The sequence below is a fragment of the Massilia sp. ST3 genome, from assembly GCF_018119405.1.
GTDB lineage: Bacteria > Pseudomonadota > Gammaproteobacteria > Burkholderiales > Burkholderiaceae_D > Telluria.
This window is the reverse complement of the sequence record NZ_JAGPWC010000015.1, coordinates 61762-87798: the sequence shown is the minus strand read 5'-3', so window position 1 is coordinate 87798 and position 26037 is coordinate 61762. Positions and strand designations below refer to the sequence as shown.

Sequence of the window (26037 nt, the reverse complement as noted above, 5' to 3'; positions counted from 1 at the left end):
CCGGCGGGTTGCCCCAAACCATTTTTTTGGGCCCCCCCCCCCGCCCGGGGGGGGGCCCGGCCGGGTCTCGATACCTCTACCATGGCAACCAAAAAGAAACCTGCAATCTCCGGCGTGATGAAGGCGGCGCCCAAATCCGGCAGCGCCAGCGGCGGCGGCATGCTGCCCTGGCTCGGCCTGGCCCTGATCCTGGTCCTGTTCGACCAGATCACCAAGATCACCGTCGAGCGCACCTTCTTCTACGGCGAGACGGTGCCGGTGACCGGCTTCTTCAACCTGATCAAGGTCTACAACCCGGGCGCGGCCTTCAGCTTCCTGGGCGACGCCGGCGGCTGGCAGCGCTACCTGTTCACCGGCATCGCGGTCGCGGCCGTTGGCTATATCCTGTACCTGCTCAAGCGCCATCCGGGCCAGCGCCTGTTCTGCTTCTCGCTGGCGCTGATCATGGGCGGCGCGGTCGGCAACGTGATCGACCGCCTGGCCTACGGCCACGTGATCGACTTCCTCGATTTCTACTGGAAGGGCTTCGGCCACTTCCCGGCCTTTAACATCGCCGACATCGGCATCTCCGTGGGCGCCATCCTGTTCATCCTCGATGAGCTGCGCCGCGTGAACAAATCCTGATCCACCCGGAGGAGGCATGAACATGGACCTCAAGGGCAAGAAGATCGTCCTCGGCCTGACCGGCGGCGTCGCCTGCTACAAATCGGCGGAACTGTGCCGCGCCCTGGTCAAGCAGGGCGCCAGCGTGCAGGTGGTGATGACGGAAGCGGCCCTGCACTTCATCGGCGCGGTGACGATGCAGGCCTTGTCCGGCCACACCGTCTACACCGACCAGTGGGACCCGCGCGTGGCCAACAACATGGCCCACATCGACCTGACCCGCGGCGCCGACGCGGTATTGATCTCGCCCTGCTCCGCCGATTTCATCCGCAAGCTGGCCCACGGCGCCTGCGACGACCTGCTGTCGACCCTGTGCGTGGCGCGCCCGCGCCACGTGCCGCTGATGGTGGCCCCGGCCATGAACGTCGAGATGTGGGAGAACCCGGCGACCATGCGCAACGTGGCGCAGCTGCGCGAGGACGGCATCCACATCCTGGGACCGGCCGCCGGTTCCCAGGCCTGCGGCGAGACCGGCTACGGCCGCATGCTCGAACCCGAGGAGCTGGTCGACGAACTGATCGCCTGCTTCCAGCACAAGGTGCTGCTGGGGCGCCGCGTCCTGATCACGGCCGGCCCTACCTTCGAGCCGATCGACCCGGTGCGCGGCATCACCAATCTCTCGTCCGGCAAGATGGGCTATGCGGTGGCGCGCGCGGCGCATGAAGCTGGCGCCGAGGTGACCCTGGTGTCCGGACCGACCTCGCTGCCCACGCCGCACGGCGTGCGCCGCATCGACGTGCTGACCGCCCAGCAGATGCACGACGCGGTGATGGCCGGCATCGAAGGCCAGCATGTGTTCATCGGCGTGGCGGCGGTGGCCGATTGGCGTGTGGCGAACGCCAGCGACCAGAAGCTGAAAAAGCAGGAAGGCGGCGGCGCGCCCCAGCTGGAATTCGTGCAGAACGCCGACATCCTGGCCTCGGTGGCCTCGACCACCAGCCTGTCCGGCTGGCCCTACTGCGTCGGCTTCGCGGCCGAATCGGAAAACCTGATGGAATTCGGCGCCGCCAAGCGCGAGCGCAAAGGCATTCCCCTCCTGGTCGGTAATATTGGCCCCCAGACCTTCGGCCAGGACGACAACACCATCATCCTGTTCGACGAGGGCGGCCACACGGTGCTGCCGCGCGCGGACAAGCTCACGCTCGCGCGCCAGCTCGTGTCCGAGATCGCCAAGCGGCTCGAACGGCGCTCCCTGTTGACCTGATCACAAGAAGACGAACTACCACGCATGAAGAACATCGACCTCAAGATCCTCGACCCGCGCATGAAGGACTTCCTGCCGGCCTACGGCACCCCCGGCAGCGCGGGCCTGGACCTGCGCGCCTGCATCGACGCCCCGCTCGTCATCGAGCCTGGACAGACGGTGCTGGTGCCGACCGGCCTGGCGATCCACATCGGCGATCCGGGCTATGCGGCCATGATCCTGCCGCGCAGCGGGCTCGGCCATAAGAACGGCATCGTTCTCGGCAATCTGGTAGGCTTGATCGACTCCGATTACCAGGGCCAGCTGATGGTCTCGACCTGGAACCGCGGCCAGACCGTGTTTACGCTGCAGCCCATGGATCGCCTGGCGCAGCTCATCATCGTGCCTGTTTTGCAGGTTGGCTTCAATGTGGTGGAGGAGTTCGCATCGAGCGAACGGGGCGCCGGAGGGTTCGGCAGCACCGGCAAACAATAACAACATGCATTAAGGAGGACCATGATCCGCATCCATCGCCTGCCCACGCATCGACGTCCGCTCGCGCTGGTCGTCGCCACCGCTGCCTTGCTGTCGGCCTGCTCCACGCCAGGACCGACGGTCCCGGGCGCCCAGCCCGGCATCTTCGCCGGCGCCCAGCCGGCCAAGCCCGAGCTGACCCCGCAGATGGCCGCGGCGGCCGACACCCTCAACAAGATGGCCACCCTGCAGGACCGCCTGTACCGGGTCGCGGCTCCCCTCCTGATCGACAATGCGGAGCTGTGCACCAAGCACGCCCGCAACCTGCTCGGCTTCACCGCCAAGAACCGCCACTCCTACCCCGGCTTCTACAACGAAGCCGCGCACGTGGTGTTCGGCATGGGCGAGCGCCTGCAGGTGACCAATGTGCTGGCCGGCAGCGGCGCCGCCAAGGCCGGCCTGCGCCAGGGAGACGGCCTGGTGGCCGCGGGCGGCAAGCCGCTGCCCGAAGGCCCGCAGGCGCTGTCGCAGGCGGGCGCGGTGTTCGGCCCGATCATGGCCAAGCAGGCCACCCTGCCCCTGACCATCGAACGCAACGGGGCTACCCGCGATCTCAGCATCCCGGTGACGCGCGCCTGCGCGTTCGCCATCGAACTGGGCAACGCCGACAACGTCAACGCCTATGCGGACGGCGGACGCGTCATGGTCACGCGCGGCATGATGAACTTTACCCAGAACGACGACGAGCTGGCCTACGTGGTGGCGCGCACCATGGCGCACAACATGCTGGGCCACGCGGCCACGCAACGCAACGCGGGGACCATCGGCGGCATCATCGACAACCTGATCCGCGTCACGCCGGATACCTCGATGCTGATCGGCAGCGGCGGCATCAAGGCCATGCCGGCCGAGAGCGATGCCCAAGCCGACCGCCTGGCCATGTACCTGCTGGCGCGCGCCGACTACCGCGTCGAAGGCGCGTCGGGATTCTGGAAGCGGCTGGCGGCGACCTATCCGGCCTCGGTGCTGAATGGCTATACGGCGAACCATCCGGGCATGGCGGCGCGGGTGGCGGCGATGGACAAGGCGCTGGCGGAGATCAGGACGAAGCGGTCGGGGAATAAGCCGCTGGTGCCTTGAGAGGCTAACACTGCGGTACTAAACTTGGGTCCCGGCCTTCGCCGGACGACGTGCTGAGGTAGCGGGCCACTTGAGAATGGTGTGGCCACTTCCTTTTGAACGTCGTCCCGGCGAAGGCCGGGACCCAAGTTTTCATGCACACCCCATTGCCACGCCACCAGCCAACACACCCCGCGCTTTTTTTGTATCATTGTCCATCCACCTCTCCCCACCGCCCCCATGGACAGTATCGACCTCGAAGTGCTGAAAACCTCCGCCGCCTGGCTGGATGCCGGCCGGCGCTGCCAGCTGGTCACGGTGATCAAGACCTGGGGTTCCAGCCCGCGCCCGATCGGCGCCACCCTCGCGATCTGCGAGGACGGCCAGGTGGTGGGCTCGGTCTCTGGCGGCTGCATCGAGGATGACCTGATCGCGGCGGTACGCGACAAGGGGATCGAACTCACCCGGCCCAGGATCGTCAGCTACGGCATTAGCGCCGACGAGGCGCACCGCTTCGGCCTGCCTTGCGGCGGCACCATCGAACTGGCCATCGAAGCACTGTCGCGCGACAGCCGCATCGCCGAACTGCTCGAGCGTCTCGGCCGGGGCGAACTGGTCGAGCGCAGCGTCGACCTGACGACCGGCGCCGTCAGCCTGCGCCGCGCCGATGCCGGCACGGTCCAGCGCATCGAGGACGGCGTGCTGCACACGGTCCACGGCCCGCGCTGGCGCCTGTACATCATCGGCGCAGGTCCCTTGTCGCGCTTCCTGGCCCAGGTGGCGGCCGGCATGGACTACCGCGTCACGGTGTGCGATCCGCGCGAGGAATACCGCAGCGGCTGGAACCTGCCCGGCGTGGAGCTGGTGCACGCCATGCCCGACGACCTGGTGCTCGAGGCTCGGCTCGACGCGCGCAGCGCGGTGGTGGCGCTCACCCACGACCCGAAGCTGGACGACCTGGCCCTGATGGAGGCATTGAAATCGGAGGCCTTCTACGTGGGCGCCATCGGCTCGCGCCTGAACAACAGCAAGCGGCGCGAGCGCCTCAAACTGTTCGACCTGACCGACGAACAGCTGGCGCGCCTGCACGGCCCGATCGGCCTGTATATCGGCAGCAAGACCCCGGCCGAGATCGCGATCTCGATCATGGCCGAGCTCACCGCCGTGAAGAACGCGGTGCCGGCCGCGATGCTGGTGCCGCATGCGGCCGCGGTGGAGGCGCCCGGCGCCGAGGCCTGCGCCCGCGCCGCCTAAATTCAATAGCAAGATTCAATAGCAAGAAGCGGATGGCGCAAGCAAGACCGCGCCATCACCATCCCTAGTCTTTGAGCCGAACACCATGAACACTGCCAACATGCTGCGCCTGGTCGCGCTGGCCGCCATCTGGGGCGGCTCCTTCCTCTTCATGCGCATCGCCGCTCCGGTGCTCGGGCCCGCGGTGCTGATCGAATACCGGGTCGCCTTCGCCGCCCTGTTCCTGGCAGGCGTGGCCTGGGTGCTGCGCAAGCGCCCCTCCACCGCGCCGCTGAACCTGCGCGAGCACTGGAAGCACTACCTGATCCTGGGCCTGTTCAATTCCGCCCTGCCCTTCGTGCTGTTCGCCTTCGCCGCGCGCACCCTGTCGGCCTCGGTGCTGTCGGTGCTGAACGCCACCGCGCCGATGTGGGGCGCGCTGGTCGCCTTCGTGTGGGCGCGCCAGCCGGTCAGCCCGCGCGCCGCCCTGGGCCTGGTGCTGGGCACCATCGGCGTGGCCCTGCTGGTTGGCTTCGACCACGTGTCGGACCTGCCCGGCGCCGGCATGGCGGTCGGCGCGGCCCTGGTCGCCTCGCTCAGCTACAGCGTCGCCAGCCAGTACGCGAAATCCGCCAGGGCGGTGCCGCCCTTCGCCAACGCCCATGGCTCGATGTGGGCCGCCGCCCTGCTGGTGCTGCCCGTGATTCCGCTGTTCCCCTCGCCCGGCGAACCGACCCTGGGCATCATGGCCGCCGTGCTCGCGCTCGGCGTGCTGTGCAGCGGCATCGCCTACATCCTCTACTTCAAGCTGATCGAGGAAGTCGGCACCACCTCGGCCCTGACCGTGACCTTCCTGAACCCGGTGTTCGGCATCCTGTGGGGCGCGATCTTCCTGCACGAGGTAGTGGGCTGGCATACGCTGGCCGGCTCGGCCATCGTCCTGCTGGGGACCGCGCTCGTGACGGGCTTCAAGCCGTCCTTCCTGCGCGCGCCGGCCGCGGTGCAAAGTAAATGATCACCGAGTTGGCCCTTCCCCTGCCCGCCGGCTACCGGATGCAGGATGTGCTCGCCTTCCACGGCCGCGATGCTGAAGGCGTGGCAGAGCAAATTACCGAAGCGGGCCTGCGCAAGGGCATCCTGCTCGACCGCATACCGGTCCTGATCGAGATCGCCTTCACGCCGCAGGCCGCCCGGTGCCGGATCGCCGCCGACGGCGAGCTGGGCGCCGCCCAGCGGCAAGCCCTGCACGACGCCCTGCTCAACATGCTGGGCCTGCGCATCGACCCGGCCGCCTTTGCCGCTGCCGCGCACGGCGATCCGCTGCTCGGCCCCGTTTTGGCGCGCCAGCCCGGCCTGCGCATCGTGCAGTCGGCCACCGTGTTCGAGGCCCTGACCTGGGCCATCATCGGCCAGCAGATCAACCTCGGCTTCGCCATCGCGCTGCGCCGCACCCTGATCCAGGTCGCCGGGCGCCCGCATTCCAGCGGCCTGTGGTGCTATCCGGAAGCGCCGGACGTGGCCCGCCTCCAGCTCGAGGACCTGACGGGCCGCAAGTTCTCGCGCGCCAAGGCCGAGACGGTGCTGCGTCTGGCCCGGATGGTGGCGGACGGCTTTCTATCGCTGGCGCGCGAGCGCGATCCTCAGGAAGTCAGCCGCGAGCTGCTGGCGGTCAAGGGCATCGGCCCCTGGACCGTCAACTACGCGCTGCTGCGCGGCTACGGCTACCCCGATTGCTCGCTGCACGGCGACGTCGCGGTGCGCACCGCCTTCCACAAGCTGATGGGCGGCGAAGCCCGGCCCGATATCGCCGAGGCCGAGCGCCTGCTGGAACGCTACAAGCCGCACCGGACCATGGCCGCGGCCTATCTATGGGCCAGCCTGGGCGAACAGCCGGGCTAGCTTCAGTTCCAGCGCGGCAGGCCCTCGAACTGCTGCGCTCCTTCTCCCGAAAAACGGATCAGCTCGGCCAGCGGCACCGTGGCCAGGTTGTCGCGCCCGTAGTGCCCGCCGAGCGCGCTGGGAATCCTGAGACAGTACTTGCGCCCGTCCGGGAGCGGGCCGAGCGCCGCCTCGGCCAGGCGCACGACTTCCGGCATGTACCAGTCGTTGAGGAAATCCTGGTTATAGGAGAGCGCGTCGAAGTCGGCCCGGCTGCTGGCGACGGGCTCGCAGCACAGGTCCTGCGGGCGCAGGCGCCAGTAATGGCCGTCCTCGTCGCGCAGGATGAGGTTGCCGAAGGCATTGGCCCCGAGGACTTCGACGGCGTTCAAGCCGACCCAGCCCCAGGCATCGTTGATATCGTCCACATGGATCATGAGTGCTTGTCCCTTGCATGCGGCCGGCGTGGCGCCAGCCTTTGCGGGTTGGACCAGGCGGATGCGGGGAGATTGCAGGTGAACGCAGCGGGTTTGCGCTGCATCGATAAGGTAGAGCTAACCGTAAGGTCGGCGGCTCTGCCGCCGACGCGGTGATAGCCGGCCGTGGATTCACCGAACCCGGCATTGGAGGCGGTAACATTTGCCGCGTCGGCGGCGAAGCCGCCAACCCTACGATGGAAAACGCCAATGGAAAAAGCCGCTGACTCTTGCGAATCAGCGGCTTTCGGAATCTGGTTGCGGGGACAGGATTTGAACCTGTGACCTTCGGGTTATGAGCCCGACGAGCTGCCAGACTGCTCCACCCCGCGTCTGATGGTTCGTATTATACGCAGCTTCGGCCCTTTAGGCAAATTCAATCCCACCGGAGTGTGCGATTGCAGCACGGTATGGCTCATGCATAAGCCGCGCCGCCTCCCGCCGGGGCTCTTGCCGGACCACATGAGCACTGCAATCAGTGTAAAGTAAAGGGCAATACCAATTTGCCGATGACCTATGAAATTCTGCTCCGAGTGCGCCCATCCTGTCGCGCTGGCCATCCCTGAAGGCGACAACCGGCCGCGCTACGTCTGCACGCACTGCCACACCATCCATTATCACAATCCCAAGCTGGTCATCGGCTCGCTCCCCGTCTGGGAACAGGACGGCAAGCTGCAGGTGCTGCTGTGCCGCCGCGCCATCGAGCCGCGCTACGGCTACTGGACCCTGCCGGCCGGCTTCATGGAAAACGAAGAGACCACCGAGCAGGCCGCCGTGCGCGAAACCGAGGAGGAAGCCGGCGCCAACGTCGAGCTCGGCAATCTGTTCACCCTGCTGAACGTGGCCCATGTCCACCAGGTCCACCTGTTCTACCTGGCGCGCCTGCGCGACCTCGACTTCGAGCCGGGCATCGAAAGCCTGGACGTGCAGCTGTTCACCGAGGACGAGATCCCCTGGGACGAGCTGGCCTTCCCCACCATCCGCACCACCCTGGAACTGTTCTTCGCCGACCGCGTCAAGGTGCGCGAGGGCGGCGGCTACGGCTTCCACAGCCGGGACATCGTGCGTCCCATGCTCGCGCCCCGAGCGCCCGACTGAGCAGGCGAGGCCCGCATGATCCCCTGGCTCGAGAGCGATACGCCGTTTCCCGACGTGTCCGAGGCACTGACCGTGGACGCGCCCGGCCTGCTGGCCGCCGGCGCCGACCTCTCGCCGCGGCGCCTGCTCCTTGCATACCAGAACGGCATCTTTCCCTGGTTTTCCGAGGGCCAGCCGATCCTGTGGTGGAGCACCGACCCGCGCATGGTCCTGCTTACCGAGGACTTCAAGATCAGCGACAGCCTCAAGAAGACCCTGCGCAAGGTCGAGCGCAGCCGCCTCGAGGGCGGAAGCTGGGATGTCCGTTTCGACAGCGCCTTCGAGGAGGTGATGCGGGCCTGCGCGGCGCCGCGGCGCGACGGTCCCGGCACCTGGATTTCGGAAGAGATCGTCGACGGCTACACCGGCCTGCACCGGCTGGGCTATGCGCATTCGTCGGAAGTCTGGCTGGATGGCGAGCTGGTGGGTGGCGCCTATGGCGTCTGCATCGGCCGCATGTTCTATGGCGAATCGATGTTCGCGCGCGTCTCGGACGCCTCCAAGGTAGCGCTCGCCTACCTGGTCGCCTTCCTGCGCCAGCAGGGCGTGCGCATGATCGACTGCCAGCAGGAGACCGGCCACCTGGCCTCGCTGGGCGCCGCGCCGATCCCGCGCAGCCAGTTCCTGGAGCACTTGCGGGCGGCGATCCGCGAGCCGGCGATCACGCAATGGAAGGTGACGGCACCGTTGACTGGCTAACAGTGTGCGCCCCGCGATTTCGCTAAAATAGGTTCACCACGTCGTCTCGAGAGCTTTTTGCATGACGCACTTAAATGACCTGCCCTTCGCCACGCTGCAGTTCTATACCACGGCGCCCTATCCGTGCAGCTATCTCGATTCCCGCCAGGCCAGGTCCCAGGTGGCCACGCCCTCGCATCTCATCAATGCCGACGTGTACTCCGAGCTGGTGAAGAACGGCTTCCGCCGCAGCGGGATCTTCACCTACCGGCCGTATTGCGACGGCTGCCAGGCCTGCATCCCGGTGCGCGTCAAGTGCGAGGACTTCACCCCCAACCGCACCCAGCGGCGCGCCTGGAAACGCCATGGCGACCTGGTGGCGATGGTGGCCAACCTCGCCTTCTCCGACGAACACTACGCCCTCTACCTGCGCTACCAGACCACGCGCCACGTGGGCGGCGGCATGGACCAGGACAGCCGCGACCAGTACGCGCAATTCCTGCTGCAGAGCCGGGTCAATACCCGCCTGGTCGAATTCCGCGAACCGAACGGCACCCTGCGCATGGTCTCGATCATCGACGTGCTTTCGGACGGCCTGTCCTCCGTGTACACCTTCTTCGACCCGGACGTCGAGGGCGCCTCCTACGGCACCTACAACGTGATGTGGCAGGTGAACCAGGCGCGCGAGCTCGGCCTGGGCTACGTCTACCTGGGCTACTGGATCGAGCAAAGCCCGAAGATGGCCTACAAGATCAATTTCCGCCCCCTGGAGGCCCGTATCAACGGCGCCTGGAGCGTGCTGGAACGCTGAGCACGCTTGCGCCACCGGAGAGGCCGGCCGCGGGCCGGTCCTGATCGGGTCGGCGCGCGGTAGAATGGCGGGGATTATCACTTCGAGCACCCCATGTCCGACAAACTCCTGTACGCCCTCGCCCGTCCCCTGCTGTTCTCCCTCGATCCCGAGGCGGCCCACAACCTGACCCTGCCGGCCCTGCGCCGTGCGGCCAGGCTGGGCCTGACCGGCATCGTGCGCAAGCCCAAGCCCGATCCGCGCACCGTCATGGGGATCACTTTCCCGAACCCGGTCGGCCTGGCCGCCGGCCTGGACAAGGACGGCGCCTACATCGACGGGCTGGCCGCGCTGGGCTTCGGCTCGATCGAGATCGGCACCGTGACGCCGCGCGGCCAGATGGGCAACCCGAAGCCGCGCATGTTCCGCCTGCCGAAGGCGCGCGGCATCATCAACCGCATGGGCTTCAACAACGGCGGCGTGGACGCCTTCGTCGCCAATGTCCAGGCCTCGCGCTTCTACCAGGAGCGCCAGGGCGTGCTCGGCCTGAACATCGGCAAGAACGCCGACACCCCGATCGAGCGCGCCGCCGAAGACTACCTGCACTGCCTGCGCAAGGTCTATCCCTATGCAAGCTATGTGACGGTCAATATCTCCTCGCCCAACACCAAGAACCTGCGCCAGCTGCAGGACGCGTCGGAACTGGACGCCCTGCTCTCCCAGCTCAAGCAGGAACAGGCGCGCCTGGCCGACGAGCATGGCCATTACGTGCCGTTGGCGCTGAAGATTGCGCCGGACGTGGATGGCGACCAGATCCGCAACATCGCCGGCGCCCTGCTGCGCCACAAGATCGACGGCGTGATTGCCACCAACACCACGCTCAACCGCCGCGACGTCGAAGGCATGAAGCATGCGCAGGAGGCCGGCGGCCTGTCGGGCGCGCCGGTATTCGAGCAGTCGAACATCGTGGTGCGCGCGCTCAAGACCGAGCTGCGCGACGACGTGCCGATCATCGGCGTGGGCGGCATCATGCGCGGCGAGGACGCGCGCGCCAAGGTCGCGGCCGGCGCCAAGCTGGTCCAGCTGTACAGCGGCCTGATCTACGCGGGACCGGGGCTGGTGCGCGACTGCGCGGAAGCCCTGCGCAAACAGGGGGCCTGAGGATGCGGCGCACGCGGCTGGGACGCACGGACCTGTCGGTGTCGGCGGTCTGCCTCGGCACCATGACCTTCGGCGAGCAGAACAGCGAAGCCGATGCGCACAGCCAGCTGGACTACGCGTTCGAGCGCGGCGTGAACTTCATCGACACCGCCGAGATGTATCCGGTGATGCCGCGCGCCGAGACGCAGGGCTCGACCGAGCGCTTCATCGGCAGCTGGCTGAAAAAGACCGGCCGCCGCGCGGACGTGGTGCTGGCGACGAAGGTCGCCGGGCCGAATCCCAACGTGCACTGGATCCGCGATCCGTCGCACAACCTCGACCGCGCCAACATCCGCGCCGCGGTCGAGAGCAGCCTGCAGCGGCTGCAGACCGACTACATCGACCTCTACCAGCTGCACTGGCCGAGCCGGAATGTCCCGATCTTCGGCGCCAGCCAGTTCGACCCGCGGGCCGAGCGCGCCGCGGTGCCGATCGAAGAGACATTGATGGCGCTGGGCGAACTCATCGGCGAGGGCAAGATCCGCCACATCGGCGTGTCGAACGAGAGCGCCTGGGGCGTGTGCGAGTTCGTCAAGCTGGCGGAGATGAAGGGCTTGCCGCGGATCGCGACGATCCAGAACCTGTACAACCTGACGGCGCGTTCCTTCGAGACCAGCTTGCTGGACGAAACCTGCTTCCGCACCGATGTCAGTTTGCTGGCCTACAGTCCGCTGGCCTTCGGGCAGCTGACGGCCAAGTACCTCGACGATCCGAAGGCGCGCGGGCGCCTGAACATTTTTCCGAAGAGCTGGAGCCCACGCTACCTGCGGCCGGCGGTGCTGGCGGCGTGTGCGGAATACGCCAAGCTGGCGCGCGAGAATGGGATGACGCCGGCGCAGCTGGCGCTGGCGTGGTGTTATTCGCGGTGGTTCGTGGGGTCGACCATTATCGGGGCGACGTCATTGTGGCAGCTGGAGGAGAACATCGGGGCGCTGGAGCTTACGTTGTCTTCCGATCTCGTGGCGGCGGTTGATGAGATTCATGGGCGGTTTACGAACCCAGGGCAGTGATTTGCGTTTGCGCTCTGCATGCAAACTTGGGTCCCCGCCTTCGCGGGGATGACGTGCGGAGAGTAGTGGTGCAAGGAGACCTTAGCCGCCTGCTTCAAAACGTCATCCCCGCGAAGGCGGGGACCCAAGCTTCGTCGAGCAGCCACCAACTCACCATCACTCCGCCGCCTGCAACGCCTTCTCGATATCCGCCCGCGTATACCCCTGAGCAAACCGCTCGATGAAATGATACGCATACGCCCGCAAATAAGACCCGCGCCGCACCGCCAGCCGCGTCACGTTCTGCGCGAACAGGTGCGAAGACTCGATCGCCCGCAGCCCCTTGTCGCGTCCATGGTCGAAAGCCATCGAGGCCACGATCCCCACGCCCAGTCCCAGCGACACATATTGCTTGATGACGTCCGAATCCATCGCGGTCAGCACGATGTCGGGCGCCAGCCCTGCCTCGACAAACGCGGCGTCGATATGGCTGCGGCCCGTGAAGCCCACGTCGTAGGTAATCAGCGGATACTCGGCCAGGTCTTCCAGGCGCAGCGGCTGCGAACCGGAGAAGATCGGATGCCCTTCCGGCGCCACCACCAGGTGGCTCCAGCGGTAGCACGGGAAGGACACCAGGTCGGGAAACGCCGACAGGCCCTCGGTCGCGATGCCGATGTCGGCCTTGCCCGACAGGACCCATTCCGCGATATGCTCGGGTGCGCTCTGCTGCAGGGCGATGCGCACGCCGGGGAAGGCGTTGCGGAAGGATTGCACCACCTGCGGCAGCGCATAGCGCGCCTGGGTGTGGGTGACGGCCACGGTGAGTGTACCGCTGTCCTGGGCCGCGTATTCGCGGCTGGCCTGCTGCAGGTTCTCGGCTTCCACCAGGAGCTTTTCGACGATGCGCAGGATGCCCTTGCCCGGCGGCGTGAGGCCGGTCAGGCGCTTGCCGTTGCGCTCGAAGATCTCGACGCCAAGTTCCTCCTCCAGCTCGCGGATCTGGCGCGACACGCCGGGCTGCGAGGTGAACAGCGCGTTCGCCACCTCGGTCAGGTTGAAGTCGCGGCGCGCCGCCTCGCGTACGGAACGCAGCTGCTGGAAATTCATATGCCCTCTCCCTGGTCCACGAACACCTCGATGCGGCGCGGGCGCACCACCACGGTCTCGCCTTCCTTCAAACCGAGGTGCGCAAAGCGCTCGTTCGGGATCACGGCCTCGATCAGCTGCGCGTTGTCGGCGCGCTCCAGGTCGAGCTGGGCCAGCGGGCCGATCGCGTGGGCGCGGCGCAGCTTGGTCACCACGCCTTCCGCGCCCGGCGTGTAGCGTTCCACGTCCAGGTCGTGCGGGCGCACGTAGCCGATGCCGGCGCCGTCACGCACGCCGCTGTGCTGCGGCGCTTGGAAGCTGACGTCGCCCGAGGCCAGCACGCCTTCGTGCACGCGGCCGTGGAACAGGTTGACGTTGCCCAGGAAGCCGTAGACGAAAGGCGAGGCCGGCTTGTTATAGACCTCGCCAGGCGCGCCCTGCTGCTCGACGCGGCCCTTGTTCATCAGGACCACCTGGTCGGCCACTTCCAGCGCTTCCTCCTGGTCGTGGGTCACGAAGATCGAGGTCACGTGCAGGTCGTCGTGCAGGCGGCGCAGCCAGCGGCGCAGTTCCTTGCGCACCTTGGCGTCGAGCGCGCCGAAGGGTTCGTCCAGCAGCAGCACGCGCGGCTCCACGGCCAGGGCGCGGGCCAGGGCGATGCGCTGGCGCTGGCCGCCCGACAGCTGCGGCGGATAGCGGTCGGCGATCCAATCAAGCTGCACCAGCTCCAGCAGCTGTTTCACTTTCTCGCGGATCTGCTGCTCGCTTGGGCGCTCCTTGCGCGGCTTGACGCGCAAACCAAAAGCGACGTTCTCGAACACGGTCATGTGCTTGAACAGCGCATAGTGCTGGAACACGAAGCCGACCTGGCGCTCGCGCACGTGGTGGTGCGAGGCATCCTGGCCGTCGAGCAGCACGCTGCCCGAATCCGGATGCTCCAGGCCCGCGATCACGCGCAGCAAGGTGGTCTTGCCGCAGCCCGACGGTCCCAGGAGCGCGGTCAGCTCGCCGTCCGGGAACTTGAGCGAGACGTCGTCCAGCGCCGTGAACTGGCCGAACTGCTTGTGGATGTGTTGGACTTCGATGGTCATGCTGCGTGCTCCGTATTGCGTTCGTCGGCGGCGGCCTTCCTAACCTGGTGCAGGCGCCATTCGATAAAGCTCTTCACCGCCAGGGTCACCAGCGCCAGCAGCGCCAGCAGCGACGCGATCGCGAAGGCGGCCGTGAAGTTGTATTCGTTGTAGAGGATCTCGACCTGCAGCGGCATGGTGTTGGTCTCGCCGCGGATGTGGCCCGAGACCACCGACACCGCGCCGAATTCGCCCATGGCGCGGGCGTTACACAGGATCACGCCGTACAGCAGGCCCCACTTGATGTTCGGGAGCGTGACCTTGGCGAAGGTCTGCCAGCCGGAGGCGCCCAGCACCAGCGCGGCCTCCTCTTCCTCGGTGCCCTGCTGCTGCATCAGCGGAATCAGCTCGCGCGCCACGAACGGGAAAGTGATGAAGACCGTGGCCAGCACGATGCCCGGCACCGCGAACAGGATCTTGATGTCGTGCTCCGCCAGCCAGGCGCCGAACCAGCCCTCGGCGCCGAACAGCAGCACGTAGATCAGGCCCGCGATCACGGGCGAGACCGAGAACGGGAGGTCGATCAGGGTCAGCAGGACGCTCTTGCCGCGGAATTCGAACTTGGCGATGGCCCAGGCGGCGGCAACGCCGAACACCAGGTTGAGCGGCACCGAGATGCCGGCCGCGATCAGGGTCAGCTTGATGGCCGACAGCGCATCGGGGTCCTTGATCGATTCGACATAGGTTTCCCAGCCGCGCTTGAGCGCCTCGGTGAACACCGCCACCAGGGGCACGAACAGGAACAGGGTCAGGAAGGCCAGCGCGACGCCGATCAGGGTGTAGCGCACCCAGTTCGGTTCGAACACATTGGTGGCCGGGCGCCTGGCCGGCACGGGCTTGGAAGGCGCGGGCGCCAGCTTGTCGAGGACCGCGCTCATTTCTTGCCCGCCCGTTTGCGTGTCCAGGCCTGCAGCAGGTTAATCGTCAGCAGCAGGATGAAGGAGATGACGAGCATGACGACCGCGATCGCCGTGGCGCCCGCGTAGTCGTACTGCTCCAGCTTGGTGATGATGAATAGCGGCGTGATCTCGGACACCATCGGCAGGTTGCCGGCGATGAAGATTACCGAGCCGTATTCACCAGTGGCGCGCGCGAAGGCCAGCGCGAAGCCGGTCAGCAGCGCCGGCACGATCGACGGCAGCACCACGCGAATGAAAGTCTGCAGGGGCGAGGCGCCCAGGCTGGCGGCAGCTTCCTCGAGCTCGCGCTCGGCTTCTTCCAGCACCGGCTGCACCGTGCGCACCACGAAAGGCAGGCCGATGAAGGTCAAGGCCAGGACCACGCCCAGCGGCGTGAAGGCGACCTTGATGCCCAGGCCGGCCAGGTATTGGCCGATCCAGCCGTTGTGCGAGTACAGGGCGGTGAGCGTGATGCCGGCCACCGCGGTCGGCAGCGCGAACGGCAGGTCGACCAGGGCGTCGATGAAGCGCTTGCCGGGGAACTGGTAGCGCACCAGCACCCAGGCGACGATGCCGCCGAAGACGACGTTGATGAGGGCGGCGATCAGCGAGGCGCCGAAGCTGAGGCGGTAGGACGCCATCACGCGCTCGGAGGTGACCGCGGCCCAGAAGGCCTCCCAGCTCATGGTGAAGGTCTTGAGGAAGACCGCCGAGAGCGGGATCAGGACGATCAGCGCCAGGTAAAAGATGGTGAAGCCGAGCGAGATGCCGAAGCCGGGGATCACCCGGCCCGGGGAACGCCTGGCGGTTTGCCGCAGTGCCGGTCTCGACTGTGCGAGGGAAGTCATGGAAGCCCTTATTACAAATTCTTCTAACGGGCTACAATAATCTCATCCGAGTCTCATAAAGCAAACGAAACTTTCCTCATTTGCATAGACACTTTCCCTATTTGGCTGGGATCAGAACACCAGCTTCGCCGCCACGCCGGTCAGGGTCGTCGCCAGCAGCGCACGCAGGAAGCGTTCCGGCACGGCGCGCGAGGCCATGGCGCCCAGGGTAATGCCCGGCACCGAACCCACGAGCAGGGTCAGCAACAGCATCCAGTCGATCGAGCCCAGCCACCAGTGGCCGGCGGCCGCGATGGCCGTCAGCGGCACCGCGTAGGCGATGTCCGTGCCCGCCACTTCGGCCGGTGTCAGTTTCGGATACAGGAAGACCAGCAGGGTCGCGCCGATGGCGCCGGCGCCGATCGAGGACACGGTGACCAGTACGCCGAGCACCGCGCCCGAGACGATGGTGGCGGCGGCCAGCGGACGGCCCTTCAGCTGGCGGTCCGGGTGGGCATTGATCCAGGCCAGCAGCTTGCCGCGGAACAGCAGGGCGACCACGGTCAGCAGCACCGAGCCGGCGATCGAATAGCGGATGACGAGGCCGATTTCCTTGTCCAGGGCGCCGAACTCGCGCAGCGCGAGCGTGGTCAGCAGCGCGGCGGGCAGCGCGCCCAGGCACAGGCGGCCGACGATGGGCCATTGGACGGTGCGGTTGAAACGGTGGGTGATGGTGCCGGCGCCCTTGGTGATCGAGGCGAAGGCCAGGTCGGTGCCGACCGCGACGGACGGCGAGACGCCGAACAGCAGGGTCAGGAGCGGCGTCATGAGCGAACCGCCCCCTACTCCGGTCATCCCGACCAGCAGCCCTACCGCGAAACCCGCCACAATGTAAGTCATCGACATGCTGTGCTCCCAATTTGGCACACAGGGTAAGGCTGCTCGGCAGTTTCACAAACGACAGCTTCCTTATTTGCTTATGCGGAGATATTCGTACGGATGAGTATGATTGTTGTCGATTTGCAACGCACGGACGTGCGATGGAAGCGGAGCAGCCGCCGCGGCATCCAGTTGAGCTGCAAAAAGCACGTCGTCCCCGCGAAGGCGGGGATCCAAGTTGCAAGCGTATCGATAACGCTGGCAGAACTTGGATCCCCGCCTGCGCAGGGACGACGGTTTCGGGGCAGGCTGAACGCGTTCAGGCGTCGTGGCCGACCCTTATCGGATTGTGCCGCTTACTTGTTCGGCTGCGGCGTCAGGCGCAGATAAGGACGCGGCGCCTCGAAGCCCTTCGGATACTTCTGCTTCAGCACTTCCGGATCCTGCACGGTCAGCGGGATGATGACCGGGTCGCCGTCCTTCCAGTTGCCCGGAGTGGCCACGGTGTAGCCGTCGGTCAGCTGCAGGGCGTCGATCACGCGCAGCACTTCGTCGAAGTTGCGGCCGGTGCTCATCGGGTAGGTGATGGTCAGGCGGATCTTCTTGTTCGGGTCGATCACGAACAGCGAGCGCACCGTGGCGGTTGCCGATTGCTCCGGGTGGATCATGTCGTAGAGCTCGGAAACCTTGCGGTCGGCGTCGGCCACGATCGGGAAGCCCACCACGGTCTTCTGGGTGTCCTCGATGTCCTTGATCCACTCCTTGTGCTGCTCGGCCGGGTCGACCGACAGCGCGATCGCCTTGACATTGCGCTTGTCGAATTCAGGCTTGAGCTTGGCGGTCAGGCCCAGTTCGGTCGTGCAGACCGGGGTGAAATCGGCCGGGTGCGAGAACAGCACCACCCAGGAATCGCCTGCCCACTCGTGGAAGCGGATCTTGCCGATGCTGGAGTCCTGCTCGAAATCCGGGGCGGTATCGCCGAGGCGTAACGTCATGTTTTATCTCCTAGTTGGGACACACAAATTGCCGGGGGCACCTGCCGCCGGTCAGTAAAAACGGTTGTACAGCACGACGGCCCAGGTCGCCACGGCCAGCAGCAGGGTCAGGAAGACCGCTGCGCTGCCCATGTCCTTGGCCACCTTGGACAGCGGATGGCGCTCGAGCGAGATGCGGTCGACGATCGCCTCGATGGCCGAGTTGATCAGTTCGACGACCAGCACCACGGCCAGCACGCCGACCAGCACCAGCTTCTGGAAGCCGGACACCGGCAGCGCCAGCGCCACGACCGTCGCGATGGCGATGACCACGATCTCCTGGCGGAAAGCAGCCTCGCTGCGCCAGGCCCAGGCGAAGCCGTCCCAGGTGTTGCGGCAGGCGGCCAGGAGGCGGTCCAGGCCGCGCTTGGTCTTGAATTCGCTGATCGGGTGTTCCATCGTGTTTGAAAGTTAATCATGCAGGAATGCCATTATGCGCCGCCGCGCCGGTTTTGTGAAAAACCGACGGCACACACTAACCCATGTGTTTGCATGAGCTTTTCACATCATGGTATAAAGAAGGGACCATACTGCACTGCACCAACCACATCATGAAAATGGAAACCCCAGAACCAGCGAAGACCTCGATCCAGGTGATCGAGCGCATGATGGCCTTGCTCGACGCGCTGGCGAGCTATACGGACCCGGTCAGCCTGAAGGAATTGTCGAAGGTCTCGGGCCTGCACCCGTCGACCGCGCACCGGATCCTGAACGACATGGTCGTGACGCGTTTCGTCGATCGCGTAGAGCCGGGCACCTACCGGCTCGGCATGCGGCTGCTGGAACTGGGGAACGTGGTCAAGAGCCGGCTGTCGGTGCGCGAAGCGGCGCTCGACGCGATGCGCGCCCTGCACCGCAAGACGCAGCAGACGGTCAACCTGTCGGTGCGCCAGGGCGACGAGATCGTCTACATCGACCGCGCCTTTTCCGAGCGTTCGGGCATGCAGGTGGTGCGCGCCATCGGCGGCCGCGGACCGCTGCACCTGACCTCGACGGGCAAGCTGTTCCTGTCGGTGGACGACGTCAAGGCGATCCGCGCCTACGCCACCCGCACCGGGCTGGCGGGCCATACCAAGAATTCGATCACCGAGCTGGCGCGCCTGGAGCGCGAGCTGAGCCTGGTGCGCTCGCGCGGCTATGCGCGCGACAACGAGGAGCTGGAACTGGGGGTGCGCTGCATGGCGGCCGGCATCCACGACGACAGCGGCAAGCTGGTGGCCGGGCTGTCGATTTCGGCCCCGGCGGACCGCTTGCAGGAGGATTGGCTGGAGGACCTGGTGCAGACGGCAGCGAGTATTTCGTCGACCTTGGGGTATCGGCCGACGCCGGCGGTTTAAAAACTCGTTATCGCATCCGTAGGGTGGACGGCTCTGCCGTCCACGCGGTGATTGTTATGGGCTCCGGTTTCGCGCCGGATGATCTTGCTGCAAACTATCACCGCGTGGGCGGCAAAGCCCCCCACGCTACGAATTTGTACGCCGTGGGGTCAATTCGGCAATTCCGCCGGCGCCGCAGCCGTCGTGACCGCCGGCGCCGGCGGCGCACCACCACCCAGCCCATCCGGCGTCACCGCCTCGAGCCAGCGCCGCATGCGCCCGGCGTCCGCGGTGCGCGACATCTTCCCTTTGGAATCCAGGAACACCATGATCACGTTGCGTCCCTGGATCATGGCCTGCATCACCAGGCAGCGCCCCGCTTCGTTGATGAAGCCGGTCTTCTGGATGCCGATGTTCCAGTCGGGCAGCGCCACCAGGTAGTTCGTGTTCGCATAGCGCATCGGCCGTCCGCTGGCCTTGACCACCGAATCCTTGGTGGTCGAGTATTCGCGCAGGATCGGTTCCTGGTGCGCGCTGGCGACCAGCTTGGCCAGGTCGCGCGCGCTCGAGACGTTGTGGCTCGACAGGCCGCTGGAATCGACGTAACGGGTGTCGTTCATGCCCAGCTCCTGCGCCTTGGCGTTCATGGCCGCGACGAAGGCCTCGATTCCGCCCGGGTAGTTGCGGCCCAGCGCGGAAGCGGCGCGGTTCTCGGAACTCATCAGGGCGATGTGCAGCAGTTCGCGCCGCGTCATGCGCGCGCCCACCGGCAGGCGCGAGCTGCTGTACTTGTGGCGGTCGACGTCGGCGTCGGTGATGCGCAGCACCTCGTCGAGGTCCTGCTTGGCCTGGACCACGACCAGGCCGGTCATGAGCTTGGTGATCGAGGCGATCGGCAGCGCCACGTTGGCGTTCTTCTCGAACAGCACTTCCGAGCTGTTCTGGTCCAGCACGAAGGCGACGTTGGAACGCAGCGACAGGGGATCGGGGGTACGGCTCAGCCCGGCGATATCGCCGAGGCTGCGCGGATCGTAGGAGGGGGCTGCGCGGCGCACGGACTGGTAGGTGACGACGCGCTTGCCGCGCACCATGGCGACGCGGCGCACCATGCGCTGGCGGTTGTCGGCGGCGATGGTCTTGGCCAGGTCCTGGCGCTTCTTGGCGCGCACGGCCTTGCGCGCGGTCCTGCTTTTCTTTTTCTTCTTGGCGACCTGGGCCTTTTCGGCCCCTGCTCCAGCACCCGCGCCCGCCCCGGCCGCTTGCACCGGCTGGAAGGCGAACATCAGGGAAACGACGGCAGCTAAAGCAATTTTTAACATCGGAAAACCCTTCGATGCGAACGGATGAGGTACGAACCAAAGTTTAGCCGAACAGCGTTTGATCGCAAGAAGATTTCACATTCCGAGCGGCAACAATTCACAAAAACAACGAATACGCTGCGAATGTGCTGCGAATGTGCTTCATTTATTACCAATACAGCAGCTTATTCCATGAAAGTCGTGAATCCCCCGACCGGTTCGCGCTCCGTCACCAGGCTGTTCTCGACCTTGGCCATGTCGGCCCAGCCCAGCGCCATGCCGCACACCACCATTTCATTGTCCGGCAACGACAACTGGTCCGCGATAACCCGATGGTACTGCGTAAAGGCCGCTTGTGGGCAAGTATCGAGGCCGCGTGCACGCGCCGCCACCATGATGTTCTGCAGGAACATGCCGTAGTCCAGCCAGGAGCCCTGCTCCATGATGCGATCGATGGTGAAGATGAAGCCCACCGGCGCGTCGAAGAAGGCATAGTTGCGCGCGTGCTGGGCCGCCATGCCGGCCTTGTTGTCGCGCGTCAGGCCAAGCAGGCTGTACAGGTCCCAGCCGACCTTGCGGCGGCGGTCGATATACGGCGACACCCACTCGCGCGGGTAGTAGGCGTACTCCTCGCTGTGTTCGCGCGCCTGCTGCGGATCGGCATTGACCGCCAGAATCGCGTCGGACAGGCGCCGCCGCGCCTGCCCCGTCAGCACATAGACTTTCCAGGGCTGGGTGTTGGTGCCCGACGGCGCGCGCGCCGCCACCTCGAGGATGCGTTCGATGTCGGCGCGCTCGACCGGCTTGTCGAGGAAGGCGCGGATCGAACGGCGCGAGGTGATGGCGGCATCGACGGCTTCTTGGCCTGGGCTGGAAATCATGGGGTCTCCATTGATAGGTAAATGATCGGTCATTATTTTTTGACGACGAAAGCGACACCGGTAACGGCGACCACCATCCCGGCCAAGCCGAGCAAGGTGAAGGATTCGCCGAACAGCAGCCAGGCCATGAGGGCCGTGGTGGGCGGGGTCAGGTACAGCAGGCTGGTCACTTCGGTGGCCGCGCTGCGGCCGATCAGGGTGAACAAGAGGAAGATCGCGCCGATCGACAGCGCGAACACGGACCACAGCCAGGCGATGACGAATTCCCGGGTCCATGACACGCTGGAAAACGCAGGATCGAGCCCTTCGAGCCAGACCGCCAGCGGAACCAGCACCGCCACGGTGGCGGCGAACTGGATCACGGTGCCGGTGCGCAGGTCGAAGCGCGGGCACCAGCGCCGCTGATACATGGTGCCGGCCGTGATCGACAGCAGCGCGAACACGCACAGCGCGATGCCGGCCGCGCTCAGGCCCGTCACATTGATCTTGGCGTAGACCACCAGCGCCACGCCGCCCAGGCCGAGCAGCAGGCCCAGCCACTGGCGCGGCAGCACGCGCTCGCCGATCAGGGGCGCGGCCATGGCGGTGAGGATGGGCTGCATCCCGACGATCAGGGCCGTCAGCCCGGCCGGCATGCCCAGCTTGATGGCCGCCCACACGCCGCCGAGGTAGCCGGCCTGCAGCAGGATGCCGGCCAGCGCCACGTGCAGCACCTGGCCGCGCGGCCAGGGTGCGCGGAACAGCAGCACGGCCGGCAGCAGCACCGCCAGCACGCCGAGGCAGCGCACGATCAGGAAGGTCAGCGGCGGCGCATAAGGCAGGCCGAGCTTGGCGACGACGAATCCGGTGCTCCACAAGAACACGAAAAACAAGGGGATCGGAGAAAGCCAGGAACTGCTGCTGGCTGGCGTCGCGCGGGTTTGCATGGCCGGGGCTGTCGCGCCGTTGCCACGGCGGATTGAAGAAAACACAAGCGCCTAGTCTAGCACGGGGTTTTCGACGACGTTTCCGGGGCGATAAATCCTTCGCAAACGCGCGTTTTTCTGCAATTCTCTGCAGTTAGTTTGCGCTACATCAAGCGTTATTTCTTGCAACTAATGCATTCCAGAAATTTATGAATTTTGGATGGTGCATCGCATCAAAAATGCTTGACGCGTCAAAAGAAGTGGCCGACAATTCATTCTGTTGCGGTGCACAAAAAAGAGTTTCAGCCAGTTTCGCAGGAACCTGTCTCACCTTTAGCAAGATCCTTTTCTTTAAGAAACGTATTCATTTTGGAGAGCCACATGTTTGCAATCCCTGAGCAGTTCTCGAACGCCACCAAAGTTAGCCTGGAATCGCAATTCGCCCTGCTGTCGTCGCTCACCTCGAAGACCTTTGAAGGCATGGAGAAGCTGGTCGACCTGAACATCAACGCGGCCCGCGCCACCCTGGAAGACTCGTCGGCCGTGGCTCGCCAGCTGCTGGGCGCCAAGGACCCGCAAGAGTTCTTCTCGCTGACCGCCTCGCAGGCCCAGCCGGCCGCTGAAAAGGCCCTGTCGTACAGCCGCCAGCTGGCCTCGATCGCCGCCGGCACCGGCGCCGAGTTCTCGAAGGCCGCCGAAAGCCAGATCGTCGAAGCCAACCGCAAGGTGATCTCGCTGGTCGACGAAGTGAGCAAGAACGCCCCGGCCGGCTCGGAAAGCTTCGTCGCCGCCGTCAAGACCGCGATCAGCAACGCCAACGCCGGTTACGAGCAGATCAGCAAGACCACCAAGCAGGCAGTGGAAGCCGTGGAGGCCAACCTGAACGCAGCGGTGAACCAGTTTTCGGCGACTGCTCGCAAGGCTACCAACGCCGCGACCGCAGCAGCAGCGGCCTAAGCTGGTTTTAGTCAAGTAATTGAAAAGCCGGAGCGCGTGAGCGGTCCGGCTTTTTGTTTTTGGATGGCTTGTCGACAGCGTCATCGAAGGCATCCTGCCTGATCCCCCTTTGCCTTTACCAACGTCATCCCGGCGAAGGCCGGGATCCAAGTCCGTCGCATTCCGCCTACGCTTCATGTTCGTGGCTGCGCATGCAAACTTGGATTCCGGCCTTCGCCGGAATGACGTTGGCAAGAGACGGAAACAGTCGAGCGTGACGGCTTCGGTGACGACCGCAGTCACTCCCCCAGATACGCCGCCTGCACGCGCGGATCGTGCAGCATGTCCTGCGCATTCCCCGTCATCGTCACCGCCCCCGAATCCATCACATACCCCCGGTGCGCCGCCTGCAGCGCCAGCTTGGCGTTCTGCTCGACCAGCAAGATCGTGATCCCCTGCGCCGAGACGTCGCGGATCACCTCGAAGATCTTCTCCACCATGATCGGCGACAGCCCCATCGAGGGTTCGTCCAGCAGCAGCAGGGTCGGGTGGCACATCAGGGCGCGCGCCATCGCCAGCATCTGCTGCTCGCCGCCGGACAGGGTGCCGGCCAGCTGGGCCGAGCGCTCCTTCAGGCGCGGGAACACCGCGTACCACTTCTCGATGTCCGCCTCGATCCCCGCCTTGTCGTCGCGGGTGTAGGCGCCCATCAGGAGGTTCTCGTGGATCGTCATGCGGGTGAACACGCCCCGCCCTTCCGGCACCATGGACAGCTTCTGCTGCACCAGGCGGAACGAGGACGCGCCCTTCAGGGGCTGGCCCAGGTAGGAAATCGCTCCTTCCACCTTGCACGGCGGGAGGGTGCCGGTGATGGCCTTCAGGGTGGTAGTCTTGCCCGCGCCGTTGGCGCCGATCAGGGTCACCAGCTCGCCGCGGTTCACTTCCAGGTCCACGCCCTTGACCGCCTTGATGCCGCCGTACGCGACCTTCAGGCCGCTGATCTTCAGGATGTTCTCGCTCATGCGTGCGCGCCTCCCAGGTAGGCCTTGATCACGGCCTCGTTCTTCTGGATCTCGGCCGGCAGCCCTTCCGCGATCTGCTTGCCGTACTCCAGCACCGTGATGCGGTCGCACAGTCCCATCATCAGCTTCACGTCGTGCTCGATCAGGAGCACGGTGCGGCCTTCGGACTTGATTCTCAACAGCAGCTCGCGCAGGGCCAGCTTCTCGGTCGCGTTCATGCCGGCCGCCGGTTCGTCCAGCGCCAGCAGCTGCGGATCGGTGGCCAGGGCGCGCGCGATCTCCAGGCGGCGCTGGTCGCCGTAGGACAGGAATTTCGCCGTGCGGTGGGCAAAGGCGCCGATGCCGACGAAGTCCAGCAGCTCCTGGGCGCGCGCGCGGATCGCGGCTTCCTCCTCGCGCGCGGCCTTGTGGCGGAAGATGGCGCCGAACACGCCCTGGCGGGTGCGCACGTGGCGGCCCACCATGACGTTCTCGAGCGCGCTCATCTCGCCGAACAGGCGGATGTTCTGGAAGGTGCGCGCAATGCCCGCCTTGGCTACTTCGTGCGGGGCCGAGGGCGAATACGGCTTGCCGGCCAGCTCGAAGCTGCCCGAATCCGGCTGGTAGAGGCCGGTGATGACGTTGAAGAAGGTGGTCTTGCCGGCGCCGTTCGGGCCGATCAGGCCGACGATCTGGCCGCGCATGATGCGGATGCCGACGTCGGTCAGGGCCTGCAGGCCGCCGAAGCGCTTGTTGACGCCCGAGATGTTCAAAAGAAGCTGTTCGCTCATTGTCTTGTCCTTCAGGCCTTGGCGGCTTCCTGGTCCTCGCGCGCCAGGGCGGCGTTCGGACGCTCTTCCTTGTTCGGCGAGGGCCACAGGCCGCTTGGTCGCACCAGCATGATCAGGACCAGGGCCAGGCCGTAGAGCAGCTGGCGCAGCACTTCCGCCTCGATCAGCACGGCGCCGAACATGGCCTGCTGGGCCGGCTCCACCACGTGGCGCAGTATTTCCGGCAGCGCCGCCAGCAGCACCCCGCCCAGCACCACGCCGGGAATGTGGCCGATCCCGCCCAGCACCACCATCGCCAGCACGGCGATCGATTCGGTCAGCGAGAAGGATTCCGGCGAGACGAAGCCCTGGAAGGCGCCGAACATGGCGCCAGCCACGCCGCCGAAGGACGCGCCCATGGCGAAGGCCAGCAGCTTGACGTTGCGGGTGTTGATGCCCATCGCCTTGGCCGCGATCTCGTCCTCGCGGATCGCCACCCAGGCCCGGCCCAGGCGCGAATGCTGCAGGCGGGTGGTGATGAAGATGGTCGCGATGCACAGGAACAGGAACAGGAAGTAGTAGGCGTTCACCGAGGGCATCGCCATGCCGAACACCTTGACCGTCGCGGCCGAACCGGCCTCCCCCGCCAGCGACACGCCGTAGATGCGGATCGGATCGATCATGTTGATGCCCTGCGGCCCGTTGGTGAAGTTGATCGGGTCGTTCAGGTTGTTCATGAAGATACGGATGATCTCGCCGAAGCCCAGGGTCACGATGGCCAAGTAGTCGCCGCGCAGCTTGAGCGTCGGGGCGCCCAGCAGCGCGCCGAACAGGGCCGCGACCAGGGCCGCCAGCGGCACGATGGCCCACACCGACAGGTGGATGCCGTTCTGCTGGATCTCGGGGCCGAAGAAGGCGATCAAGGCCTCGCCCAGCGCCGGCGAATAATAGACCATCGATTCCAGCAGCGCCGCGAACTGGGGCGAGGCGAACAGGCCGACCAGGTAGGCGCCGACCGCGAAGAAGGCGATGTAGCCCAGGTCCAGCAGGCCGGCGAAGCCGACCACGATGTTCAGGCCCAGCGCCAGCATGATGTAGAGCAGCGCGATGTCGATGATGCGCACCCAGGAATTGCCGTACAGGGAGGCGACGAAGGGGAAGGCCAGCATCAGGGCCAGCACGATCGCCATGCTGGCGTAGGCCTGGCGCGGCTTGTGCTGGACATCGAAAGTCAGAAGTGCCATGTGCTCGTCTC

28 protein-coding genes and 1 tRNA gene are annotated in these 26037 nt (G+C 65.9%); 14 read left to right on the top strand and 15 right to left on the bottom strand.

Annotated elements, in window-relative coordinates:
• The first annotated feature begins 81 nt into the window (after positions 1 to 81).
• The 7 genes from lspA to KBW98_RS07395 all read left to right on the top strand — a co-directional run bounded on the left by lspA (position 82) and on the right by KBW98_RS07395 (position 6571).
• Positions 82 to 624, top strand: coding sequence for a signal peptidase II (gene lspA / locus KBW98_RS07425; protein ID WP_211519486.1), 543 nt, complete (start codon positions 82 to 84; stop codon positions 622 to 624).
• 22 nt (positions 625 to 646) lie between these two features.
• A complete protein-coding gene (coaBC, locus tag KBW98_RS07420; RefSeq protein ID WP_211519490.1) occupies positions 647 to 1867 on the top strand; it encodes a bifunctional phosphopantothenoylcysteine decarboxylase/phosphopantothenate--cysteine ligase CoaBC in 1221 nt (406 codons plus the stop codon).
• Between the two features lie 24 nt (positions 1868 to 1891).
• Positions 1892 to 2341: a dUTP diphosphatase gene (gene dut, locus KBW98_RS07415; RefSeq protein WP_211519485.1), complete on the top strand. Its 450-nt coding sequence runs from the start codon at positions 1892 to 1894 to the stop codon at positions 2339 to 2341.
• Positions 2342 to 2362: 21 nt separating this feature from the next.
• Complete coding sequence (locus KBW98_RS07410) at positions 2363 to 3460, top strand: M48 family metallopeptidase (protein WP_211519484.1); 1098 nt, start codon at positions 2363 to 2365, stop codon at positions 3458 to 3460.
• Between the two features lie 219 nt (positions 3461 to 3679).
• A complete protein-coding gene (locus KBW98_RS07405; protein WP_211519483.1) occupies positions 3680 to 4693 on the top strand; it encodes an XdhC family protein in 1014 nt (337 codons plus the stop codon).
• An 85-nt stretch (positions 4694 to 4778) separates the two neighbouring features.
• Complete coding sequence (locus KBW98_RS07400) at positions 4779 to 5687, top strand: DMT family transporter (protein ID WP_229429035.1); 909 nt, start codon at positions 4779 to 4781, stop codon at positions 5685 to 5687.
• Positions 5684 to 6571 carry a DNA-3-methyladenine glycosylase gene (locus tag KBW98_RS07395; protein WP_211519482.1) on the top strand — a complete coding sequence of 296 codons (888 nt, stop codon included), beginning with the start codon at positions 5684 to 5686 and terminating at the stop codon, positions 6569 to 6571. The genes KBW98_RS07400 and KBW98_RS07395 overlap by 4 nt, the downstream gene beginning before the upstream one ends.
• A 2-nt stretch (positions 6572 to 6573) precedes the next feature.
• On the opposite strand, the gene KBW98_RS07390 is transcribed toward KBW98_RS07395, so the two are convergent.
• Both KBW98_RS07390 and KBW98_RS07385 read right to left on the bottom strand, forming a co-directional pair.
• The gene (locus KBW98_RS07390) at positions 6574 to 6987 is read right to left on the bottom strand and encodes a T6SS immunity protein Tdi1 domain-containing protein (RefSeq protein WP_211519481.1); all 414 of its coding nucleotides are present in this window, start codon (positions 6985 to 6987) and stop codon (positions 6574 to 6576) included.
• A 294-nt stretch (positions 6988 to 7281) separates the two neighbouring features.
• Positions 7282 to 7358 (bottom strand) — tRNA-Met (locus KBW98_RS07385).
• A gap of 184 nt (positions 7359 to 7542) precedes the next feature.
• On the opposite strand from KBW98_RS07385, the gene KBW98_RS07380 reads away from it, so the two are divergent.
• From KBW98_RS07380 to KBW98_RS07360, 5 genes are all read left to right on the top strand, one after another.
• On the top strand, positions 7543 to 8124 hold the full coding sequence (locus tag KBW98_RS07380; protein ID WP_211519480.1) for an NUDIX hydrolase: 582 nt from the start codon (positions 7543 to 7545) through the stop codon (positions 8122 to 8124).
• A gap of 15 nt (positions 8125 to 8139) precedes the next feature.
• Positions 8140 to 8862, top strand: a complete 723-nt coding sequence (gene aat / locus KBW98_RS07375; protein WP_211519479.1) for a leucyl/phenylalanyl-tRNA--protein transferase — start codon at positions 8140 to 8142, stop codon at positions 8860 to 8862.
• A 61-nt stretch (positions 8863 to 8923) separates the two neighbouring features.
• The gene (locus KBW98_RS07370) at positions 8924 to 9652 is read left to right on the top strand and encodes an arginyltransferase (RefSeq protein ID WP_211519478.1); all 729 of its coding nucleotides are present in this window, start codon (positions 8924 to 8926) and stop codon (positions 9650 to 9652) included.
• Between the two features lie 93 nt (positions 9653 to 9745).
• On the top strand, positions 9746 to 10792 hold the full coding sequence (locus KBW98_RS07365; protein WP_211519477.1) for a quinone-dependent dihydroorotate dehydrogenase: 1047 nt from the start codon (positions 9746 to 9748) through the stop codon (positions 10790 to 10792).
• Positions 10793 to 10794: 2 nt separating this feature from the next.
• Entirely contained in the window at positions 10795 to 11841 is a 1047-nt protein-coding gene (locus KBW98_RS07360; RefSeq protein ID WP_211519476.1) for an aldo/keto reductase, read from the top strand.
• Positions 11842 to 11997: 156 nt separating this feature from the next.
• Here KBW98_RS07360 and KBW98_RS07355 read toward each other — a convergent pair whose 3' ends face one another.
• The 7 genes from KBW98_RS07355 to KBW98_RS07325 form a co-directional block, all read right to left on the bottom strand.
• Positions 11998 to 12927: a CysB family HTH-type transcriptional regulator gene (locus KBW98_RS07355; RefSeq protein WP_211519475.1), complete on the bottom strand. Its 930-nt coding sequence runs from the start codon at positions 12925 to 12927 to the stop codon at positions 11998 to 12000.
• On the bottom strand, positions 12924 to 13997 hold the full coding sequence (locus KBW98_RS07350; protein WP_211519474.1) for a sulfate/molybdate ABC transporter ATP-binding protein: 1074 nt from the start codon (positions 13995 to 13997) through the stop codon (positions 12924 to 12926). The genes KBW98_RS07355 and KBW98_RS07350 overlap by 4 nt, the downstream gene beginning before the upstream one ends.
• Positions 13994 to 14914 carry a sulfate ABC transporter permease subunit CysW gene (gene cysW, locus KBW98_RS07345; protein WP_211519473.1) on the bottom strand — a complete coding sequence of 307 codons (921 nt, stop codon included), beginning with the start codon at positions 14912 to 14914 and terminating at the stop codon, positions 13994 to 13996. Before cysW ends, KBW98_RS07350 begins: the two co-directional genes overlap by 4 nt.
• On the bottom strand, positions 14911 to 15783 hold the full coding sequence (gene cysT, locus KBW98_RS07340) for a sulfate ABC transporter permease subunit CysT (RefSeq protein ID WP_211519472.1): 873 nt from the start codon (positions 15781 to 15783) through the stop codon (positions 14911 to 14913). The genes cysW and cysT overlap by 4 nt, the downstream gene beginning before the upstream one ends.
• A 111-nt stretch (positions 15784 to 15894) precedes the next feature.
• Complete coding sequence (locus KBW98_RS07335; protein WP_211519471.1) at positions 15895 to 16668, bottom strand: sulfite exporter TauE/SafE family protein; 774 nt, start codon at positions 16666 to 16668, stop codon at positions 15895 to 15897.
• Between the two features lie 329 nt (positions 16669 to 16997).
• Positions 16998 to 17636: a peroxiredoxin gene (locus KBW98_RS07330; protein WP_211519470.1), complete on the bottom strand. Its 639-nt coding sequence runs from the start codon at positions 17634 to 17636 to the stop codon at positions 16998 to 17000.
• A gap of 51 nt (positions 17637 to 17687) precedes the next feature.
• Complete coding sequence (locus KBW98_RS07325; protein ID WP_211519469.1) at positions 17688 to 18074, bottom strand: diacylglycerol kinase; 387 nt, start codon at positions 18072 to 18074, stop codon at positions 17688 to 17690.
• Between the two features lie 152 nt (positions 18075 to 18226).
• On the opposite strand from KBW98_RS07325, the gene KBW98_RS07320 reads away from it, so the two are divergent.
• Positions 18227 to 19012, top strand: a complete 786-nt coding sequence (locus tag KBW98_RS07320) for an IclR family transcriptional regulator (RefSeq protein WP_211519468.1) — start codon at positions 18227 to 18229, stop codon at positions 19010 to 19012.
• 149 nt (positions 19013 to 19161) lie between these two features.
• Here the strand turns inward: KBW98_RS07320 and pbpG are convergent, their stop codons facing one another.
• The 3 genes from pbpG to KBW98_RS07305 all read right to left on the bottom strand — a co-directional run bounded on the left by pbpG (position 19162) and on the right by KBW98_RS07305 (position 22096).
• Positions 19162 to 20310, bottom strand: coding sequence for a D-alanyl-D-alanine endopeptidase (gene pbpG / locus KBW98_RS07315; protein WP_211519467.1), 1149 nt, complete (start codon positions 20308 to 20310; stop codon positions 19162 to 19164).
• Between the two features lie 164 nt (positions 20311 to 20474).
• Positions 20475 to 21170, bottom strand: coding sequence for a nitroreductase (locus KBW98_RS07310; RefSeq protein ID WP_211519466.1), 696 nt, complete (start codon positions 21168 to 21170; stop codon positions 20475 to 20477).
• Positions 21171 to 21202: 32 nt separating this feature from the next.
• Complete coding sequence (locus KBW98_RS07305) at positions 21203 to 22096, bottom strand: DMT family transporter (RefSeq protein WP_211519465.1); 894 nt, start codon at positions 22094 to 22096, stop codon at positions 21203 to 21205.
• Positions 22097 to 22456: 360 nt separating this feature from the next.
• Here KBW98_RS07305 and KBW98_RS07300 point away from each other — a divergent pair, with 360 nt between their 5' ends.
• A complete protein-coding gene (locus KBW98_RS07300) occupies positions 22457 to 23032 on the top strand; it encodes a phasin family protein (protein WP_211519464.1) in 576 nt (191 codons plus the stop codon).
• A 278-nt stretch (positions 23033 to 23310) separates the two neighbouring features.
• Here the strand turns inward: KBW98_RS07300 and KBW98_RS07295 are convergent, their stop codons facing one another.
• Genes KBW98_RS07295 through KBW98_RS07285 form a run of 3 tightly spaced genes read right to left on the bottom strand, consistent with a single transcriptional unit; the run spans position 23311 to position 26026 of the window.
• Positions 23311 to 24033, bottom strand: a complete 723-nt coding sequence (locus tag KBW98_RS07295) for an ABC transporter ATP-binding protein (protein ID WP_211519463.1) — start codon at positions 24031 to 24033, stop codon at positions 23311 to 23313.
• Positions 24030 to 24803 carry an ABC transporter ATP-binding protein gene (locus KBW98_RS07290; protein WP_211519462.1) on the bottom strand — a complete coding sequence of 258 codons (774 nt, stop codon included), beginning with the start codon at positions 24801 to 24803 and terminating at the stop codon, positions 24030 to 24032. The genes KBW98_RS07295 and KBW98_RS07290 overlap by 4 nt, the downstream gene beginning before the upstream one ends.
• 11 nt (positions 24804 to 24814) lie before the next feature.
• Positions 24815 to 26026 carry an ABC transporter ATP-binding protein gene (locus tag KBW98_RS07285; protein ID WP_211519461.1) on the bottom strand — a complete coding sequence of 404 codons (1212 nt, stop codon included), beginning with the start codon at positions 26024 to 26026 and terminating at the stop codon, positions 24815 to 24817.
• Between the last annotated feature and the right edge of the window lie 11 nt (positions 26027 to 26037).

What these genes read in the sequence shown, in the direction of transcription:
- cysW (WP_211519473.1), bottom strand. Translation starts at nt 14,914, where the DNA reads ATGAGCGCGGTCCTCGACAAGCTGGCGCCCGCGCCTTCCAAGCCCGTG.
- KBW98_RS07335 (WP_211519471.1), bottom strand. Translation starts at nt 16,668, where the DNA reads ATGTCGATGACTTACATTGTGGCGGGTTTCGCGGTAGGGCTGCTGGTC.
- KBW98_RS07310 (WP_211519466.1), bottom strand. Translation starts at nt 21,170, where the DNA reads ATGATTTCCAGCCCAGGCCAAGAAGCCGTCGATGCCGCCATCACCTCG.
- KBW98_RS07330 (WP_211519470.1), bottom strand. Translation starts at nt 17,636, where the DNA reads ATGACGTTACGCCTCGGCGATACCGCCCCGGATTTCGAGCAGGACTCC.
- KBW98_RS07390 (WP_211519481.1), bottom strand. Translation starts at nt 6,987, where the DNA reads ATGATCCATGTGGACGATATCAACGATGCCTGGGGCTGGGTCGGCTTG.
- KBW98_RS07405 (WP_211519483.1), top strand. Translation starts at nt 3,680, where the DNA reads ATGGACAGTATCGACCTCGAAGTGCTGAAAACCTCCGCCGCCTGGCTG.
- lspA (WP_211519486.1), top strand. Translation starts at nt 82, where the DNA reads ATGGCAACCAAAAAGAAACCTGCAATCTCCGGCGTGATGAAGGCGGCG.
- KBW98_RS07360 (WP_211519476.1), top strand. Translation starts at nt 10,795, where the DNA reads ATGCGGCGCACGCGGCTGGGACGCACGGACCTGTCGGTGTCGGCGGTC.
- KBW98_RS07350 (WP_211519474.1), bottom strand. Translation starts at nt 13,997, where the DNA reads ATGACCATCGAAGTCCAACACATCCACAAGCAGTTCGGCCAGTTCACG.
- KBW98_RS07365 (WP_211519477.1), top strand. Translation starts at nt 9,746, where the DNA reads ATGTCCGACAAACTCCTGTACGCCCTCGCCCGTCCCCTGCTGTTCTCC.
- pbpG (WP_211519467.1), bottom strand. Translation starts at nt 20,310, where the DNA reads ATGTTAAAAATTGCTTTAGCTGCCGTCGTTTCCCTGATGTTCGCCTTC.
- KBW98_RS07320 (WP_211519468.1), top strand. Translation starts at nt 18,227, where the DNA reads ATGAAAATGGAAACCCCAGAACCAGCGAAGACCTCGATCCAGGTGATC.
- dut (WP_211519485.1), top strand. Translation starts at nt 1,892, where the DNA reads ATGAAGAACATCGACCTCAAGATCCTCGACCCGCGCATGAAGGACTTC.
- KBW98_RS07295 (WP_211519463.1), bottom strand. Translation starts at nt 24,033, where the DNA reads ATGAGCGAGAACATCCTGAAGATCAGCGGCCTGAAGGTCGCGTACGGC.
- KBW98_RS07285 (WP_211519461.1), bottom strand. Translation starts at nt 26,026, where the DNA reads ATGGCACTTCTGACTTTCGATGTCCAGCACAAGCCGCGCCAGGCCTAC.
- KBW98_RS07380 (WP_211519480.1), top strand. Translation starts at nt 7,543, where the DNA reads ATGAAATTCTGCTCCGAGTGCGCCCATCCTGTCGCGCTGGCCATCCCT.
- KBW98_RS07300 (WP_211519464.1), top strand. Translation starts at nt 22,457, where the DNA reads ATGTTTGCAATCCCTGAGCAGTTCTCGAACGCCACCAAAGTTAGCCTG.
- KBW98_RS07400 (WP_229429035.1), top strand. Translation starts at nt 4,779, where the DNA reads ATGAACACTGCCAACATGCTGCGCCTGGTCGCGCTGGCCGCCATCTGG.
- KBW98_RS07305 (WP_211519465.1), bottom strand. Translation starts at nt 22,096, where the DNA reads ATGCAAACCCGCGCGACGCCAGCCAGCAGCAGTTCCTGGCTTTCTCCG.
- KBW98_RS07395 (WP_211519482.1), top strand. Translation starts at nt 5,684, where the DNA reads ATGATCACCGAGTTGGCCCTTCCCCTGCCCGCCGGCTACCGGATGCAG.
- aat (WP_211519479.1), top strand. Translation starts at nt 8,140, where the DNA reads ATGATCCCCTGGCTCGAGAGCGATACGCCGTTTCCCGACGTGTCCGAG.
- coaBC (WP_211519490.1), top strand. Translation starts at nt 647, where the DNA reads ATGGACCTCAAGGGCAAGAAGATCGTCCTCGGCCTGACCGGCGGCGTC.
- KBW98_RS07410 (WP_211519484.1), top strand. Translation starts at nt 2,363, where the DNA reads ATGATCCGCATCCATCGCCTGCCCACGCATCGACGTCCGCTCGCGCTG.
- KBW98_RS07290 (WP_211519462.1), bottom strand. Translation starts at nt 24,803, where the DNA reads ATGAGCGAACAGCTTCTTTTGAACATCTCGGGCGTCAACAAGCGCTTC.
- KBW98_RS07325 (WP_211519469.1), bottom strand. Translation starts at nt 18,074, where the DNA reads ATGGAACACCCGATCAGCGAATTCAAGACCAAGCGCGGCCTGGACCGC.
- cysT (WP_211519472.1), bottom strand. Translation starts at nt 15,783, where the DNA reads ATGACTTCCCTCGCACAGTCGAGACCGGCACTGCGGCAAACCGCCAGG.
- KBW98_RS07355 (WP_211519475.1), bottom strand. Translation starts at nt 12,927, where the DNA reads ATGAATTTCCAGCAGCTGCGTTCCGTACGCGAGGCGGCGCGCCGCGAC.
- KBW98_RS07370 (WP_211519478.1), top strand. Translation starts at nt 8,924, where the DNA reads ATGACGCACTTAAATGACCTGCCCTTCGCCACGCTGCAGTTCTATACC.